General features: G+C 63.8%; 13 protein-coding genes and 2 pseudogenes. 11 read left to right on the top strand and 4 right to left on the bottom strand.

Annotated elements, in window-relative coordinates:
- The first annotated feature begins 2 nt into the window (after positions 1-2).
- The 11 genes from N0Q91_RS24790 (at position 3) to N0Q91_RS24740 (ending at position 10,829) form a co-directional block, all read left to right on the top strand.
- Positions 3-884 (top strand): carbohydrate ABC transporter permease, encoded by an 882-nt coding sequence (locus N0Q91_RS24790; RefSeq protein WP_275599398.1) that lies wholly within the window; start codon positions 3-5, stop codon positions 882-884.
- Positions 885-889: 5 nt separating this feature from the next.
- A complete protein-coding gene (locus N0Q91_RS24785; protein WP_275599397.1) occupies positions 890-1,954 on the top strand; it encodes an ABC transporter ATP-binding protein in 1,065 nt (354 codons plus the stop codon).
- Between the two features lie 57 nt (positions 1,955-2,011).
- Positions 2,012-3,328: a histidinol dehydrogenase gene (gene hisD / locus N0Q91_RS24780; protein ID WP_275599396.1), complete on the top strand. Its 1,317-nt coding sequence runs from the start codon at positions 2,012-2,014 to the stop codon at positions 3,326-3,328.
- Between the two features lie 72 nt (positions 3,329-3,400).
- A complete protein-coding gene (locus tag N0Q91_RS24775; RefSeq protein WP_275599395.1) occupies positions 3,401-4,165 on the top strand; it encodes an SDR family NAD(P)-dependent oxidoreductase in 765 nt (254 codons plus the stop codon).
- On the top strand, positions 4,165-5,193 hold the full coding sequence (locus N0Q91_RS24770) for a LacI family DNA-binding transcriptional regulator (RefSeq protein ID WP_275599394.1): 1,029 nt from the start codon (positions 4,165-4,167) through the stop codon (positions 5,191-5,193). The genes N0Q91_RS24775 and N0Q91_RS24770 overlap by 1 nt, the downstream gene beginning before the upstream one ends.
- Before the next feature lie 72 nt (positions 5,194-5,265).
- Positions 5,266-6,237 (top strand): cupin domain-containing protein, encoded by a 972-nt coding sequence (locus N0Q91_RS24765; RefSeq protein ID WP_275599393.1) that lies wholly within the window; start codon positions 5,266-5,268, stop codon positions 6,235-6,237.
- 79 nt (positions 6,238-6,316) lie between these two features.
- A complete protein-coding gene (locus N0Q91_RS24760; RefSeq protein ID WP_275599392.1) occupies positions 6,317-7,012 on the top strand; it encodes an RraA family protein in 696 nt (231 codons plus the stop codon).
- 12 nt (positions 7,013-7,024) lie between these two features.
- On the top strand, positions 7,025-7,216 hold the full coding sequence (locus N0Q91_RS24755; RefSeq protein ID WP_275599391.1) for a hypothetical protein: 192 nt from the start codon (positions 7,025-7,027) through the stop codon (positions 7,214-7,216).
- Positions 7,213-8,607 carry an amidase gene (locus N0Q91_RS24750; RefSeq protein WP_275599390.1) on the top strand — a complete coding sequence of 465 codons (1,395 nt, stop codon included), beginning with the start codon at positions 7,213-7,215 and terminating at the stop codon, positions 8,605-8,607. Before N0Q91_RS24755 ends, N0Q91_RS24750 begins: the two co-directional genes overlap by 4 nt.
- Before the next feature lie 272 nt (positions 8,608-8,879).
- Positions 8,880-9,617 (top strand): alpha/beta fold hydrolase, encoded by a 738-nt coding sequence (locus tag N0Q91_RS24745; RefSeq protein ID WP_275599389.1) that lies wholly within the window; start codon positions 8,880-8,882, stop codon positions 9,615-9,617.
- Between the two features lie 30 nt (positions 9,618-9,647).
- Positions 9,648-10,829: a nuclear transport factor 2 family protein gene (locus tag N0Q91_RS24740; RefSeq protein WP_275599388.1), complete on the top strand. Its 1,182-nt coding sequence runs from the start codon at positions 9,648-9,650 to the stop codon at positions 10,827-10,829.
- Position 10,830: 1 nt separating this feature from the next.
- Here N0Q91_RS24740 and xth read toward each other — a convergent pair whose 3' ends face one another.
- The 4 genes and pseudogenes from xth to ku form a co-directional block, all read right to left on the bottom strand.
- Positions 10,831-11,604, bottom strand: a complete 774-nt coding sequence (gene xth / locus N0Q91_RS24735) for an exodeoxyribonuclease III (RefSeq protein ID WP_275599387.1) — start codon at positions 11,602-11,604, stop codon at positions 10,831-10,833.
- Between the two features lie 7 nt (positions 11,605-11,611).
- A pseudogene (locus N0Q91_RS24730) lies at positions 11,612-12,252 on the bottom strand (alpha/beta hydrolase family protein).
- A 1-nt stretch (position 12,253) separates the two neighbouring features.
- A pseudogene (locus tag N0Q91_RS24725) lies at positions 12,254-13,338 on the bottom strand (tetratricopeptide repeat protein).
- Positions 13,338-14,222, bottom strand: a complete 885-nt coding sequence (gene ku, locus N0Q91_RS24720; protein WP_275599386.1) for a non-homologous end joining protein Ku — start codon at positions 14,220-14,222, stop codon at positions 13,338-13,340. The pseudogene N0Q91_RS24725 and the gene ku overlap by 1 nt, the downstream one beginning before the upstream one ends.
- Between the last annotated feature and the right edge of the window lie 73 nt (positions 14,223-14,295).

Here is a 14,295-nt window from a genome sequence, read left to right as displayed (position 1 = left end):
CGATGATTGTCAAAAAACGCAGAAGGCCCCTGCCGCTGACGGTCCTTTCCACCACTTTCGTGCTGCTCTGGGTGTTGATGGCGGCTTTTCCCTTCATCTGGACGGTCTGGGGATCGTTCAAGGTCGAGCAGGATTTTTTCTCGCGCGACAGCTGGTGGTTTGCCATCGAGGGCACACGCACAATCGCCCAGACCGGTTCCGCCTTTACCGGCGACGGCTATTACGGCGCCTGGGTGCTGCGCGACTTCTTCTCCTCGGTCCTCAATACGATCATCGTCACGGTGTCCGTTGTCGTCATCTCGCTTACCTTCGGCACGCTCGGCGGCTACGCGCTGGCGCGCTCCGGCTACCGTTATACCTTCTGGCTGCTGATGCTGGCCCTGGTGTTCCGCGCCATGCCGCACATCACGCTGGTCTCTGGCTATCTGCTGCCCTTTTTCGAAATGAACATCTGGGGCCATCTGCCAACCGCCATCATCGTGCTGGTGGCGATCAACCAGCCTTTCACCCTCTGGATGCTGCATTCGTTTTTCCTGTCGATCCCCAAGGATCTCGACGAAAGCGCGATGGTCGACGGCTGCTCACGGTTTCAGGCTTTCCGCATGGTGGTGATCCCCGTCATGTGGCCAGGCGTGATCACAACGGGCCTGTTCTCCTTCCTGCTTGCCTATAACGATTTCGCCGTCACCGCGATGCTCCTGTCGCAGCCCAACCAAACGATGGTGCCGAAAATCGCGAGCTTCCTCGGGACGATACAGCAGGAGGGTAACGTCATGTTCGCTGTCGCAGCCGTCGTTTCCGCGACCGCACCGCTCTTCGTGCTGGTCATGTTCTTCCAACGTCAGATCGTCAGCGGGCTTACCGCGGGCGCAGTCAAGGGATAATCGCAATGGCTGAAATCCGCCTGAAGAACGTGTCGAAGCGTTGGCACAATTTCGTCGGTGTTAACAATTTCGATCTCGACATCGCCGACCGGGAGTTCCTGGTGCTGCTCGGGCCGTCCGGCTGCGGAAAGACGACGACGATGCGCATGATCGCCGGGCTCGACGACATCAGCGAAGGCGAGATCTGGCTCGGCGACCGCATAGTCAACAATCTGGAGCCAAAGGATCGGGACATCTCGATGGTTTTCCAGAGCTATGGCCTCTATCCCAACATGACCGTCTACGAGAACATTCGTTTTCCGCTACGCGTACGCAAGGTCCCGAAGGAACTGCACCACGAGAAGGTCATGCAGGCCGCCCGCATGGTCGAGTTGGTGGATTTCCTGGAGCGCCGGCCTGCAGCCCTCTCCGGAGGTCAGCGGCAGCGCGTCGCGCTCGGGCGCGCCATCGTGCGCCAGCCGGCAGCCTTCCTGATGGACGAACCGCTCTCGAATCTTGATGCAAAGCTTCGCGTCTCGACGCGTGCTCAGATCAAGAACCTGCAGCACACGCTGAAAGTCACGACGATCTACGTCACTCATGACCAGATCGAGGCGATGACGCTTGCCGATCGGGTGGTAGTGATGAACAAGGGCGTCATCCAGCAGGCGGGCACTCCGACGGATATCTATGACAATCCCGCCAATACGTTCGTTGCGTCCTTCATAGGCTCGCCGGCGATGAACCTTGTCTCCGGCGACATCGACAACGGCACTTTCCGAGGGCCGGGCATCACCGTCGGCGGTCTGCAGACGAATGTGAGGGGCCCGGTGACGCTCGGCTTCCGCGCCGAGGACGCCTCGCTCGTTTCCGAGGGCGGCGAGTTCGGCGCCGAGGTCTATTCGATGGAGCTTCTCGGCGAAGCCACCATGGCAAGCTTCCGAATCGGCGACCAGCTCGTCTCCATCAAATCCGGCAAGGAATACCGCGCCGAGATCGGCGATGTCGTGCATGCGGCGATTCCCGCCTCGATCTGCCACCTGTTCGATACCGATACGGGTGTGCGGATCGCGCGGACACCCGGAAACTGAAACATACGATCGGCATGCGGTTTCGCATGGCCGGCATGTCCCAAGGGAAGGAACAACATGACGGTGACCTACCTCAAGCGCGGCAAGCCCGAGGCCCAGCGATCGGAGGAAGACGCGAAGGTTCGCGCGATCGTCGAAGCGACACTGAAGGACATCGAGACGCGAGGCGATCAAGCGGTTCGGGAACTTTCGGAGAAGTTCGACGGATTTTCGCCGCCGTCCTTCCGGCTGAGCCACTCCGAGATCGAGGCCGCGATGTCCAAGGTCTCTGCCCGCGACATGGCTGATATCGATTTCGCCCAGAAACAGATCCGCCGCTTCGCCGAAGCCCAGCGTGCTTCGATGAAGGACATCGAGGTCGAGACGATCCCGGGCGTGATCCTGGGGCATCGCAACATTCCCGTGCAGTCGGTCGGTTGCTACGTGCCCGGCGGCAAGTTCCCGATGGTCGCCTCCGCCCATATGTCGGTGCTGACGGCTGCGGTCGCGGGCGTGCCACGCATAGTTGCCTCCGCACCCCCGCAGAAGGGTGAGCCGCACCCGGCGATCGTGGCGGCGATGCACAAGGCCGGTGCCCACGAGATCTACGTGCTGGGAGGCATGCAGGCGGTGGGCGCGATGGCACTCGGCACCGAGACGATCGACCCGGTCGACATGCTGGTCGGCCCTGGCAACGCCTTCGTCGCCGAAGCCAAGCGGCAGTTGTACGGGCGCGTCGGCATCGATCTCTTCGCCGGCCCGACCGAGACAATGGTAATCGCCGACGAGACGGTCGACGCCGAGCTGTGCGCAACCGACCTGCTTGGCCAGGCCGAACACGGCTACAATTCGCCTGCGGTGCTCGTTACCAACTCGCACGATCTCGCCCACCGGACCATTGCGGAGATCGATCGCATCCTTGCGATCCTGCCGACGGCGGAAACCGCAGGTGCCTCCTGGCGCGATTACGGCGAGGTCATACTGTGCGATACCTATGAGGAAATGCTCGATGTCGCCAACGACCTCGCCTCCGAGCATGTGCAGGTCATGACTGACCGCGACGATTGGTTCCTGGAGAACATGCACTCCTACGGTGCGCTCTTCCTTGGACCCCGAACCAATGTCGCCAATGGCGACAAGGTAATCGGCACCAATCACACTCTGCCGACCAGGAAGGCCGGCCGTTATACGGGCGGCCTCTGGGTCGGAAAATTCCTGAAGACGCATTCCTACCAACGGGTACTGACGGACGAAGCCGCAGCGGAGATCGGCGCCTATTGCTCGCGCCTGTGCCTTCTGGAAGGCTTCGTCGGCCATGCCGAACAGGCAAATGTCCGGGTTCGCCGCTATGGCGGGCGCAGCATCGGTTACGGGGAGGGCGCGGCGCTTGAATAGATCGCTTCACACAACCCCCGGCGTGGGCCCGCGCGTGCCCGCCCCGGCGATGCAGCAAGGGAGGCTTCTGCATTGATCCTGCCCCGCACGCCTTCCTTCCGCCTGGACGACAAGCGTGCCCTGATCGCTGGAGCTTCGTCGGGCATCGGCTTCGGTTGCGCTGTCGCGCTCGCGGAGGCGGGCGCCCATGTGGTACTATCGGCGCGCTCGCCGGAGAGGCTTGCCGAAGCGGTGGCGGCGATCCGCGCCCAGGGGTTCTCGGCCGAAACCCTGGTGCTCGATGTCGCCAATGTCGAGGCGACCGAGGCTGCAATCGCGCGCCACGGAGCGTTCCATGTTCTGGTCAACAGTGCGGGCACCGCCCGCCATGGCCCGGCGGAGGATACGGCTCCGGCGGACTTCGACGCGGTCTTCGCGCTCAATGTGCGCGGCGCCTATTTCCTCACGCGGGCTGTCGCCAAGGGGTTGATTGCCGCCGGCGAGCCGGGCTCGCTCATCAACATTTCCTCGCAGATGGCCCATGTCGGCGGCATCGACAGGGCCGTCTACAGCGCCACGAAACACGCCGTCGAGGGCTTCACCAAATCAATGGCGATCGAGTGGGGCCCGAAGGGCATTCGGGTCAATACGATCTGCCCGACATTCATTCGCACGCCGCTGACGGAGCAGACCTTTTCCCGACCCGATCGGGTCCAGTGGATAAAGGAGAAAATCAAGCTCGGGCGCCTCGGGCGCGTGGAAGACATTATGGCTGCCGTCACCTATCTTGCGAGCGATGCCTCGGCGATGGTGACGGGGACCGCGCTGATGGTTGATGGGGGGTGGACAGCGGACTGATGGCAAACGAGAAGGTCACCTCGAACGATGTTGCCCGCCTGGCGGGGGTAAGCCAATCGGCCGTGTCGCGCTACTTCACGCCGGGGACGTCTGTTTCGAAAAAGACGGCGGAGAAGATCAGGGCGGCTGCCGAAGAGCTCGGCTACCGGCCGAACGTGCTCGCCCGATCGCTGATCACGGGCCGCAGCCGCATCATCGGCCTCGTCGTCGCCTATCTGGAAAATTACTTCTATCCGGAGGTAGTCGAGCGTCTGTCGAAGGCGTTGCAGGACCAGGGCTATCATGTGCTGGTCTTCATCTCCTCGATCGCATCTGAGAACGTCGACCAGATTACCCAGGAAATCCTCGATTATCAGGTGGACGGCATCGTGCTCGCCTCGGCGAACATGTCCTCTGAGCTGGCAGCGCGCTGCCACGCCTCCGGCGTGCCGATCGTGCTGTTCAACCGCCTGCAGGACGACCAGCGGCTCTCGGCCGTCACTTCGGACAACCGCGGCGGTGGCCGCCAGCTGGCGGAATTGCTCGTTTCACTTGGCCACAGACGCTGCGGCTACATCGCAGGCTTCGAGGGCGCCTCGACGCAGCGCGACCGCGAACAGGGATTTCGCGAAGGGCTGGAGGCGGCGGGGCTCGCGCTATTTGCACGCGAGGTCGGAAACTTCCGCTATGAAGAGGCGCAGTCGGCGGCCCGACGCATGTTTGCAGGACCGGAGCGGCCCGACGCCGTCTTCGTCTGCAACGATCATATGGCCTTCGCGGTAATGGACGTGCTGCGCTTCGAACTGGGACTGCGCGTTCCCGACGATGTCTCCGTCGTCGGCTTCGACGACGTGCCGCCGGCGCGCTGGCCCGCCTACGACCTGACGACGATCCGCCAGAACGTCGACCACATGGTCGCCGAGACGGTGGCCACGCTCATGCAGAACATCAAAGAGGGGGAGGGGGCCGCGCGCCGCATCGCCCTTGATGGCGCCCTGGTCCTGCGCGGCTCGACCCGCGCAAAAGCGCAGACAGGAGAGACACGCTAGCCACATCGCCCGACTCTTGAGGGCGAAGCCATGACCGCAATCTATTTTGCATACGTATGAAAGGCATTACAAATGCACATCTCCCAGACGGAAATGGAAAAACGCATCGTTCGCTATGGCGAATTGAAACCATGCCGGACCGCCTTCATCGACGCTCATACGCCGGGCTCGAACCAGAAGGAAAACTTCACCATAATCGGGGGCGGCGTCTCGGAAAGCGCTGACCAGCACGTCCATATCAAGGACACGCCCGGCTTCAACATCGGGGCTGCCGGCCAGCCGCCGAAGTGCCGCAATTCGCTGCATTCGCACCGCACGGCCGAAGTCTTCTTCGTGCTCAAGGGTCGCTGGCGCTTCTTTTGGGGGCGCTGGGGCAAGGCCGGCGAGGTCGTGCTCGAAGAGGGCGACATCTTCAACATTCCGACCGGCATCTTCCGCGGCTTCGAGAATATCGGTACGGACTATGGAATGATAATGGCCATACTCGGCGGCGACGACGCCGGCGGCGGCGTGATCTGGGCGCCGCAGGTGATCGAGGATGCCAAGGATCACGGTTTGGTTCTCGGCGAAAACGGCAAGCTCTACGATACCAAGAAGGGTCAGTCGCTGCCCGATGGCATCAGGCCGATGCCGCTTCTGACGGAGGAAGAGCTGAGGGCCTTCCCGGAAACGCCGGTTCAGGACGTGGTACGCGACTATGTCGCCCGTTACTGGGATCTGATGGCGCTGGCGCAAAAGGCGCCGGCAAAGGTGATCGGCGAGAAGGCGCTGTTGCGCGACAAGCCGGGCTTCGAGGTCGAACTGCTCACGCGCGGCTCGATTCCGGAAGAGGCCTATGTGAACGAACGTCACGAGGTGCTGATGGTCATGCGCGGCCATTGGAAGCTCGCCTGGGACGGCGGCCAATCCGTGCTGGCGCCGGGCGACACCTGCGCCGTTCCGCCGGGCCTCAAGCGCAGCCTCGCGCCCGCGATGACCGGCGAGGCGAGCCTCTACCGCGTCGTCTCGACCGGCGACCAGGCCGGCCAGACCTGGCGCGGCTGATCTCCAGTGAAGGGCGGCGGGCCGCCCTTCATTACCCCTGAGGTTACGGCTCGAGGCCCAGATTACCGGAGGAAAAGACTTGGACGACGAACTCCTGTCCCTGCTGCGCATGGTCGACACGCCCACCGTCTGCAACGCGATCGAGGTGGCGCAGGGCAAGCGCGGCTTTGACGCTTTTACCCGCGGCACGGTCGTCAGTTCGGCTCCGGCGTCCCCGCCGGTCGTCGGATATGCGCGCACAGCGAAGATAGCCGCCGCCGCGCCTCCGAGCGAGGACCCGGCCATTATAAGGGCGCGGCGCATGGACTACTACCGCCACATGGCGAGCGGCGGTCCGCCTTCCGTCGCCGTCGTCGAGGATACGGATTTTCCCCATTGCGTCGGTGCCTTCTGGGGCGAGATCAACGCGACCGTCCACCGAGGGCTGGGCCTTTCCGGCGTGCTGACCAATGGCGTCATGCGCGATCTTGGAGACGTGCCCGAGGACTTCCCGATGATCGCCGGCTCGATCGGACCCAGCCATGCCTTCGTGCATGTGGAGGCGATCGGCGTCCCGGTCACCGTCTTCGGCCTGACGGTTGCGCCGGGCGATCTCGTTCACGCGGACCGCCACGGCGCAGTCGTGGTGCCGCAGGACGTCCTTCCCGTGCTTGCGGCCTCGATCGCGAAGCTCCGCGCCACTGAGCGGCTGATCCTGGAGCCCGCTCGACAGGAAGGCTTCAATCTCGCAAAATTCGAGGAAGCCTGGGCGCGGTTCGAGGCTGCCCGGACCTGACTGGAGCACGCCATGGCACATTCCGAATCCACGCGGCCGACCCTGTCCATCATCCGGAAGCGGGCCCGCGTCCTCGGCATCTCGATTGCAGCCGAGCGGGAGGCACCCGTTCTGGCCGGTGCGGTGCATCTTCATGGTGCGGCGCAACGCCTCGACCACATCGCAGACGATGACGAAGCGCCGCCGGAGGCTGACGGCCGATGACGGAGAACCCAGCCGACCTCCCGATCCCGGAGGCTGCCGCGCGGCTTCGTGACGGAAGCTTGACCTCCGTGGCGCTGACCGAAGCGCATCTCGACCGAATTGTGGAGCGGGACGGCACCTATCATGCATTCCTGCATGTGGCTGCGGAAAGCGCGCTCGCCGCTGCGGCGCGGGCCGACGAGGCCTTCGAGCGCGGCGAGGATCGGGGTGCGCTGCACGGCATCCCTGTTGCCGTCAAGGATCTCTTCGACACGGCGGATATGCCGACGACTTATGGCTCGGATGTATATGTCCGGCAAATCCCGGCCGAGGATGCGGAGGTGGTACGTCGACTGAGGCTGGGCGGTGCCGTCCTGATCGGCAAACTGGAAACCTACGAATTCGCGATGGTCGGCCCGGTCTTCGACCGGTCCTTTCCACCGGCCGCCAACCCCTGGGACGTGCGGCGCTTTACCGGCGGCTCGTCATCCGGTTCGGCAGCGGCGGTCGCCGGCGGCCTGCTGCGCACGTCCGTCGCCTCCGATACGGGAGGTTCGGTGCGCAGCCCTGCCGCCTATTGCGGCGCTGTCGGCTTCAAGCCGACTTGTGGCCGCATACCCATGCGCGGTGTCTTTCCGCTTTCGCCGAGCATGGACCACGTTGGTTTCGTCAGCGCCTCGGTGGCCGAAGCGGCGATCACCTTCGACGCTGTCGCGGACCCTCCAGGTAGGGACGGTAATCCTGCCGCCGCGTGCCTGGGCAGGCCTTTGACGGGATTGCGCATCGGCTATGCTCGCGAATGGTTTGCCGGTGATCCGGAGACCCTGCCGGCGCTTCTCGAGGCCGTCGACGGAGCCGCATCGCTCTTGTCGCTACTCGGCGCGAGGATCGAGGAGGTGACACTGCCAGCCGCGGCAGATTTCGAGGCCGTCGGCGCCGTCATCATCCATGCCGAGGCCTTCGAGGCGCACCGGCGGCAGCTTGCCGAGGCCGGCGACCGCTACAGCCGCAAGGTCTTCCAGAACATCGTGTCGGGCCTCTGCTTGACGCCGGAGGATATTTCCCGGGCTCGTCAGGCTGCCGCGCGCCTGCGCAATCGGATCGACCGCACGGCGTTCGCGGACTTCGATGCGATCCTGACGGCAACGACGCTGACGCCGGCGATACCCTTTGCCGATTTTACCGGGGATGCGGCGCGGTGGACACCCATGCGCACCATCGCCTTCAATGTCACGGGCCACCCCGCCCTCTCGGTCCCTTGTGGTTTTGCCGGCGGCCTCCCGCTCGGGCTTCAGCTTGCCGCCCGGGCAGGGGGCGAGGCGACCCTTTGCCAGATCGGCCATGCCTATGAAGAGGCGAGCGACTTCGCCGCGTCCAAGCCGCCGCGACTGTGGTCCAATTCCGGAGTTTAGAGCACTTCCTCGCTCCGAAATGACGCCTGCCGGCACGAAGGTTAGCGGGCAGCCAGCGACGCCCCGTTCGTCCAGGCACTGATGCGTGGCGAGCTTGCGTCACACAGGAAGAGGCATCCGGGAGGTTCGAAAATGTCCAAGCACAAATTCTATTGCATACGTATTCAAAATCTGCCAATCATTTTTCAGGCACGGCCTCACAATCTTACTTGGGTACCCCTGGAGGCCGGATCGTGATGGCGAAGCGAGCAATCTCTCCGGGCAACCCGACAATGAAGACTTCTCAGTCAATCGACGATCCGCGACCGCCGCTCCTGCTTTTGCCGGGCACAGCCTGCGACCGCCGGGTGTTTGCTCCGCTGATCGAAAGGCTTGGCGATTACCCGGTTCTGATAGGCAGTATGGGCGGCGCCCGCACCATGGCGGCGCTGGCCGAGGCCATTCTTGCGGACGCGCCGCCCTATTTTCTGCTCGCCGGCTTTTCCCTTGGAGGTATCTGTGCGCTCGAGATGGTAGCACAGCAGCCGAAACGGATCGGCAAGCTCGCCCTGATGGACACGACGGCGCGTCCGGATCCGCCCGCCAATGCGGCGGTGCGGCGCAAGGCGGTCGCGGATGCGCGCGAAAAGGGCATGGACGGCTTCATCCTCGATGCCTGGCCGCGGCTGGTGGCGCCCGCGAATGTCCATGATACGGGCTTGCGCGACACGATCGTCGCCATGGCACGCGACTGCGGCCCCGACCGGCTTTCCGAACAGGCAGACGTCGCCATAAACCGCGCGGACAGCCGCCCGAGGCTTGCTTCCATCACGCAGGCGACACTGGTGCTTGCCGGAGAGGACGAGGAAGTATGCCCGCTCGATGCGCAACGGGAGCTCGCCGCCGGCATTGCCGGCGCGGAGCTCCACCTCATCGCGGATGCCGGCCATTTCGCACCGCTTGAGAACCCCGAACCCGTGGCGCTCGTCATGAAGCGCTGGCTTGCAGCCGTTTCCGCCCCCCTATCGTAACCCTACGGAATTCCAATGGAAGGACATCTCATGAGCGACGACACTACCAAGGCAGCAAAATCCATGGCGCAGAGCCAGCGAAAGGAGCCGGTGGAGCAGGTTCTGCAGGTCGAGCGCCGCGACTACACCGAACTCGCCCCGGTCGACCGCCCCCGCAGCCAGTCGCTCGACGGTTTCGATGAGATATACACTGATATCGTCGACTACATCGTACGATGCACCCATCGGATCTGGGACGAGCGCGATATCGGTCTGATCTACACGCACTACACCCACAACTGTGTCCTCTACGGCACCCTCGGCACCATCTACAATCGCGAGGACGTTGTCCGCGACACGATCCAGCGGCTCGTGTCGCTGCCGGAGCGGCGCGGCATGGCCACCCAGGTGCTCTGGCGCGGCAACGATGTCGAGGGGTTCTACACGTCGCATCTCGTCACCGGTTCTGGCCGGCATACGCAATCTGGTCATTTCGGGCCGCCCACCGGCCGCACCTTCGTGGCGCGCACGATCGCCGACTGCATGATCCACCGCAACAAGATCTATCGCGAATGGGTGGTCGCCGACACGATGGCTATCATCAAGCAGCTCGGTCTCGATCCCCATGCCTTTGCCGAAAAGCTTGCCCGATCCTCGTTCGACAAGGGGCTCCTCTCGCTCGATATCGGCGAGAACCGCCGTCTGCTCGGTCAATATCCGCCCGAGGCGGAAGCGGACGTCTCGCTCGCGCATAACGATATCGAAGCCTATACGCTGCGCTGGCTCCACGAGATGTTCAACGGGCGCATGTTCGGAAAGATCAAGGATGTCTACGCCCCGACCTGCCAATATCACGGCCCGCTGATGAAGGAGCTCTACGGGGTCGCAGCCGTCACCCACCAGCATCTTGGCCTTATCGGGTCGATTCCCGATGCCGCCTACACGGCGCAGCACATCTGCTCAAACCCCTGCGAGGAAGGCGGCGTCAAGGTCGCGGTGCGTTGGCTGATGGAAGGTCATCACCTTGGCTACGGTATTCTTCAGGATCTCGGCGAACCGACAGGTGCCCGACTGCAGGTCATGGGCATGACCCATTACCACTACAAGGACGGGAAGATCGTCGACGAATGGAATGTCTATGACGAGCTTTCGCTGCTGGTACAGGTCAAGCTCGCCGCATTGGCTCGCCAGTCGGGCGCTGCGGATGCATCGCAGGCTTACAGGGACAGCTAGACTAATCCCGCAGCGACACCCATACCGGCGCGTGGTCGCTCGCTCCTTCAAGCGCACGGATCTCCCGGTCGATGCCGGCGCCGGTCAGGCGGCGCCGGAGCTTGCGACTCGAGAGAATGTGGTCGAGGCGAAGGCCGGCGTCGCGCTGCCAGCGGTTGCGGCGGTAGTCCCAGAAAGTGAAGAGCTGATCTTTCGGGTGGATCTTGCGCAGCGCGTCGAGCCAGCCCTGATCGATAAGGCTCCGGAAGGCTGCGCGGCTTTCCGGCTGGACGAGGGCGTTGTCGTCATAGGAGCGGGTCGGATAGATGTCGCGCGGTTCCGGAACGATGTTGTAGTCGCCGGCGAACACCACCGGCACCCCCGTCTCGAGCAGCGCGGCGGCATGCTGGTTGAAGCGCAGGTGCCAGGCGAGCTTGTAGTCGAATTTCGGCCCGGGCTGCGGATTTCCGTTGGGCGCATAGAGCGACGCGATGAGGATGCCGTTCACCGCCGCCTCGATGTAGCGGCTCTGCGTATCCGAGGGGTCGCCGGGCAATCCGGTTCGCGTGAGCACCGGCTCGCAACCGCGAGCGAGAATGGCAACACCGTTCCAGGCCGCTTGGCCCCGCCAGACGGCGCCGTAGCCGGCTTCTTCGATCGCGGCCTTCGGAAACTGTCCGTCCGTCGCCTTGAGCTCCTGCAGGCAGACCACGTCCGGCTCGGCCGCAGCGAGCCAGGTCAAGAGGATGTCGAGCCGCTTGTTCACCCCGTTGATGTTGAAGTTCGCGATCTTCATGAGGAGCTCAAGGGGCGAGGCGATCCGCCCATCGCGCTACCGCCTCGGCCAGCGTCTTCAGGTGATCCGCGGTCGAGAAGCCCGAGACCTTCTTGCGTGGCTTCAGGTCGTGGTCGCCGTCCTCCAGCCAGAGAAGTTCGATCCTGTCGGAGAGCGCGTATCGCGAAACCTCGTCGCGGGTGCCGAATTCGTCGCGGGTCCCTTGGCAGATCAGTGCAGGGGTCTTGAGATCGGCGAGATGCCGGGTGCGCAACTGCTCCGGTTTTCCGGGGGATGGAAGGGATAGCCGAGGCAAAGGAGCCCGGCGATCTTCCCTTCGGCATGAAGGTCGTCGGCGACCATGCTGGCGACGCGACCGCCCATGGACTTGCCGCCGATCACGAGAGTGCCTTGGGCGCCGAGTTCGGCAATGGCCGCGCGATACTCCGGATTGAGGGTTTCCGCACGCGGCGGGGGCTTGCGTCCGTCGGCAGTGCGCCGCGCTGCCATATAGCCGAACTCGAAGCGGGCGACGCGAAAGCCCACCCCTGCAAGCGCCAGGGCGGCCGCGGTCATCGAGGTCGAATCCATCGGCGCGCCGGCTCCGTGCGCGAGGAGAATGGTGACGGCCGCATCGCCCGGCCCATCGAACAGGAATTTTCCGTGCATGTCAGCCAGCCGTTCTGGAGAGGAGATGCAGGTTCACGAACTGCACGCCGCGTTCTGCGGCGCGTGCCCATTCGGAATGCTGATCGAGCTCGAGGTAACGCGTCCACCAGCGGCGGGCCTCAGCGAGATTGCCGGCATCGAACTCCAGCTTCGCCAGATTGAAGATGGCATCGGCGTAATCGCTATCGATTTCGATCGCTCTCCTCAGATGCCGCCTGGCCGTGTCCGTGCGGCCGCGTTCGCCCATCAGCCCGGCCAGGTTGAACCAGGCCTCGACGAAGCAAGGATCGAGCTTGATGGCGCGGACATAGTCCTGGGCCGCTTCGGCCTCCCGCCCCGCGGCCCTGAGGCAGTTGGCTCGGTTGAAGGCTGCAACCTCGTCGGTGCGGTCGATGCCGAGATAGCGCTGGTAGAACGCGGCCGCCTGGTCGTATTCCCCGCTTCTTCGGCCGCTTCGGCCTGAGCGAACAGATCTTCGAGCGCCTCCTCGTCGGGAGAGCCGATGTCGAGCAGCAATTGACCGTCGAGCTCGCTCAGGCCTTCGGCGCGTCGCGCATAGATCGCATCCTTGCGTTCATGGTGCAGCGAGAGCGCCGTGAGGGAGGCAACGTTTCCGGAGCGGTGGACCGAGCGCGCGATCGCGCTCCAGCCCGCGCCGCTGGCCATCAGGCCGGCATATTTTCTGGCGAGGATCAGATCGCGGAAGGAATAGGGCTCGCCGTCATGCTCGAAAGCGTCGAACAATGACAGAAGATCGAGGTAGCGCGGGGAGATGCCGGACTGGTCGACGAGCGATTGCCGCGTCAGCGCCGATGTTTCCGGGGCGCTCGCCAGTCCGAGCAGGCGGAGGAAGCCGTTCTCGCTGAGCACGCACCGACGCTGCCCGCTTTCGCTGTCGAAGCGGGCCTCGATCTCCGCTTCGGACGCCTTTGCGAGCAGCCCGCGCCCGAAGACCACGAACTTCGTCTGCCTGTTGACACCGCGCCTGAGGTGTCCGCCCTGGCGCTCGACCTCGCGCGCCGCCAGCCGCCGCGGAAAGGCGGCGAGCGCGCCCACGATACCGAATGTCCTACCGGCAACCGCCATCAGGCTTTCTTCTTGGTCGCGGGTTTTGCCGTCACGCGTTTCGCCGCCGCGGCTTTGGCAGCGGGCTCCTTTGCTGCGGGCTCCGCCTTGGGCTTGCTCCTGGCCGGCGGTTTGGCCTGCGAAAGGCTCGCCTTGAGGGCATCCATGAGATTGACGACGTTGCCGCGTTCGGGCGCCTGCGCGATGATCGGCTTGTGACCCTTGAGCTTCTCGCGGATCATCTGCATCAGCGCGACCTCGTAGCGGTCTTCGTACTGCTTCGGATCGAAGGTCGTCGTCTTCTGCTCGATGAGCGCTTCGGCAAGCTGCAGCATCTCGGGATCCGGTTTGCCCACCGGAATGTTGCCGAAATAATCCGCCGTGCCGCGCACCTCGTTGGGATTGCGCAAGGTGCAGACGAACATTCCGGTCTCGCGCGGACCGATGGTCACTACCCTTTCGCGGCTGGACAGCACGAGGCGGGCGATCGCGAGCTTCCCGCTTCGGCGCAGAGCTTCACGCAGGACGACGAAGGTTTCCTCGGCCATGGCCCCGTCCGGCGCCAGATAATAAGGGGCGTCCTGGTAGATGACGTCGACGGAATCGGCATCGACGAAAGCCTCGATGTTCATGGTGTGATTGGATTCGATCCGGACGCTTTCCAGATCCGAGTCTTCGATGATGATGTATTTCTTGTCTTCGTATTCGTAGCCCTTCACGAGGTCCGAACGCTCGACGAGGCCGAGCTCCGGATCGACGGGCTTCATGTTGATCCGGTTATGGGTGTCCTTGTGAAGCTGATTGAAGGAAATGCGCTCGCTTGCGCTGGTGGCGGGGTAAAGCCTCACCGGACAGCTCACGAGACTCAGTCTGATATAGCCCTTCCAACTTGCCCTGGGTGCCATGGTTGTCTCCTACGCGGCACTACGATCACATCTGCCAGAGCGGGATGAGGAAAATGCATGCGGTCTCCGCCTG

This window comes from Sinorhizobium prairiense (assembly GCF_029201645.2).
In the GTDB taxonomy this organism is placed as follows: domain Bacteria; phylum Pseudomonadota; class Alphaproteobacteria; order Rhizobiales; family Rhizobiaceae; genus Sinorhizobium; species Sinorhizobium meliloti_A.
This window is presented reverse-complemented; position numbering and strand designations above follow the sequence as displayed.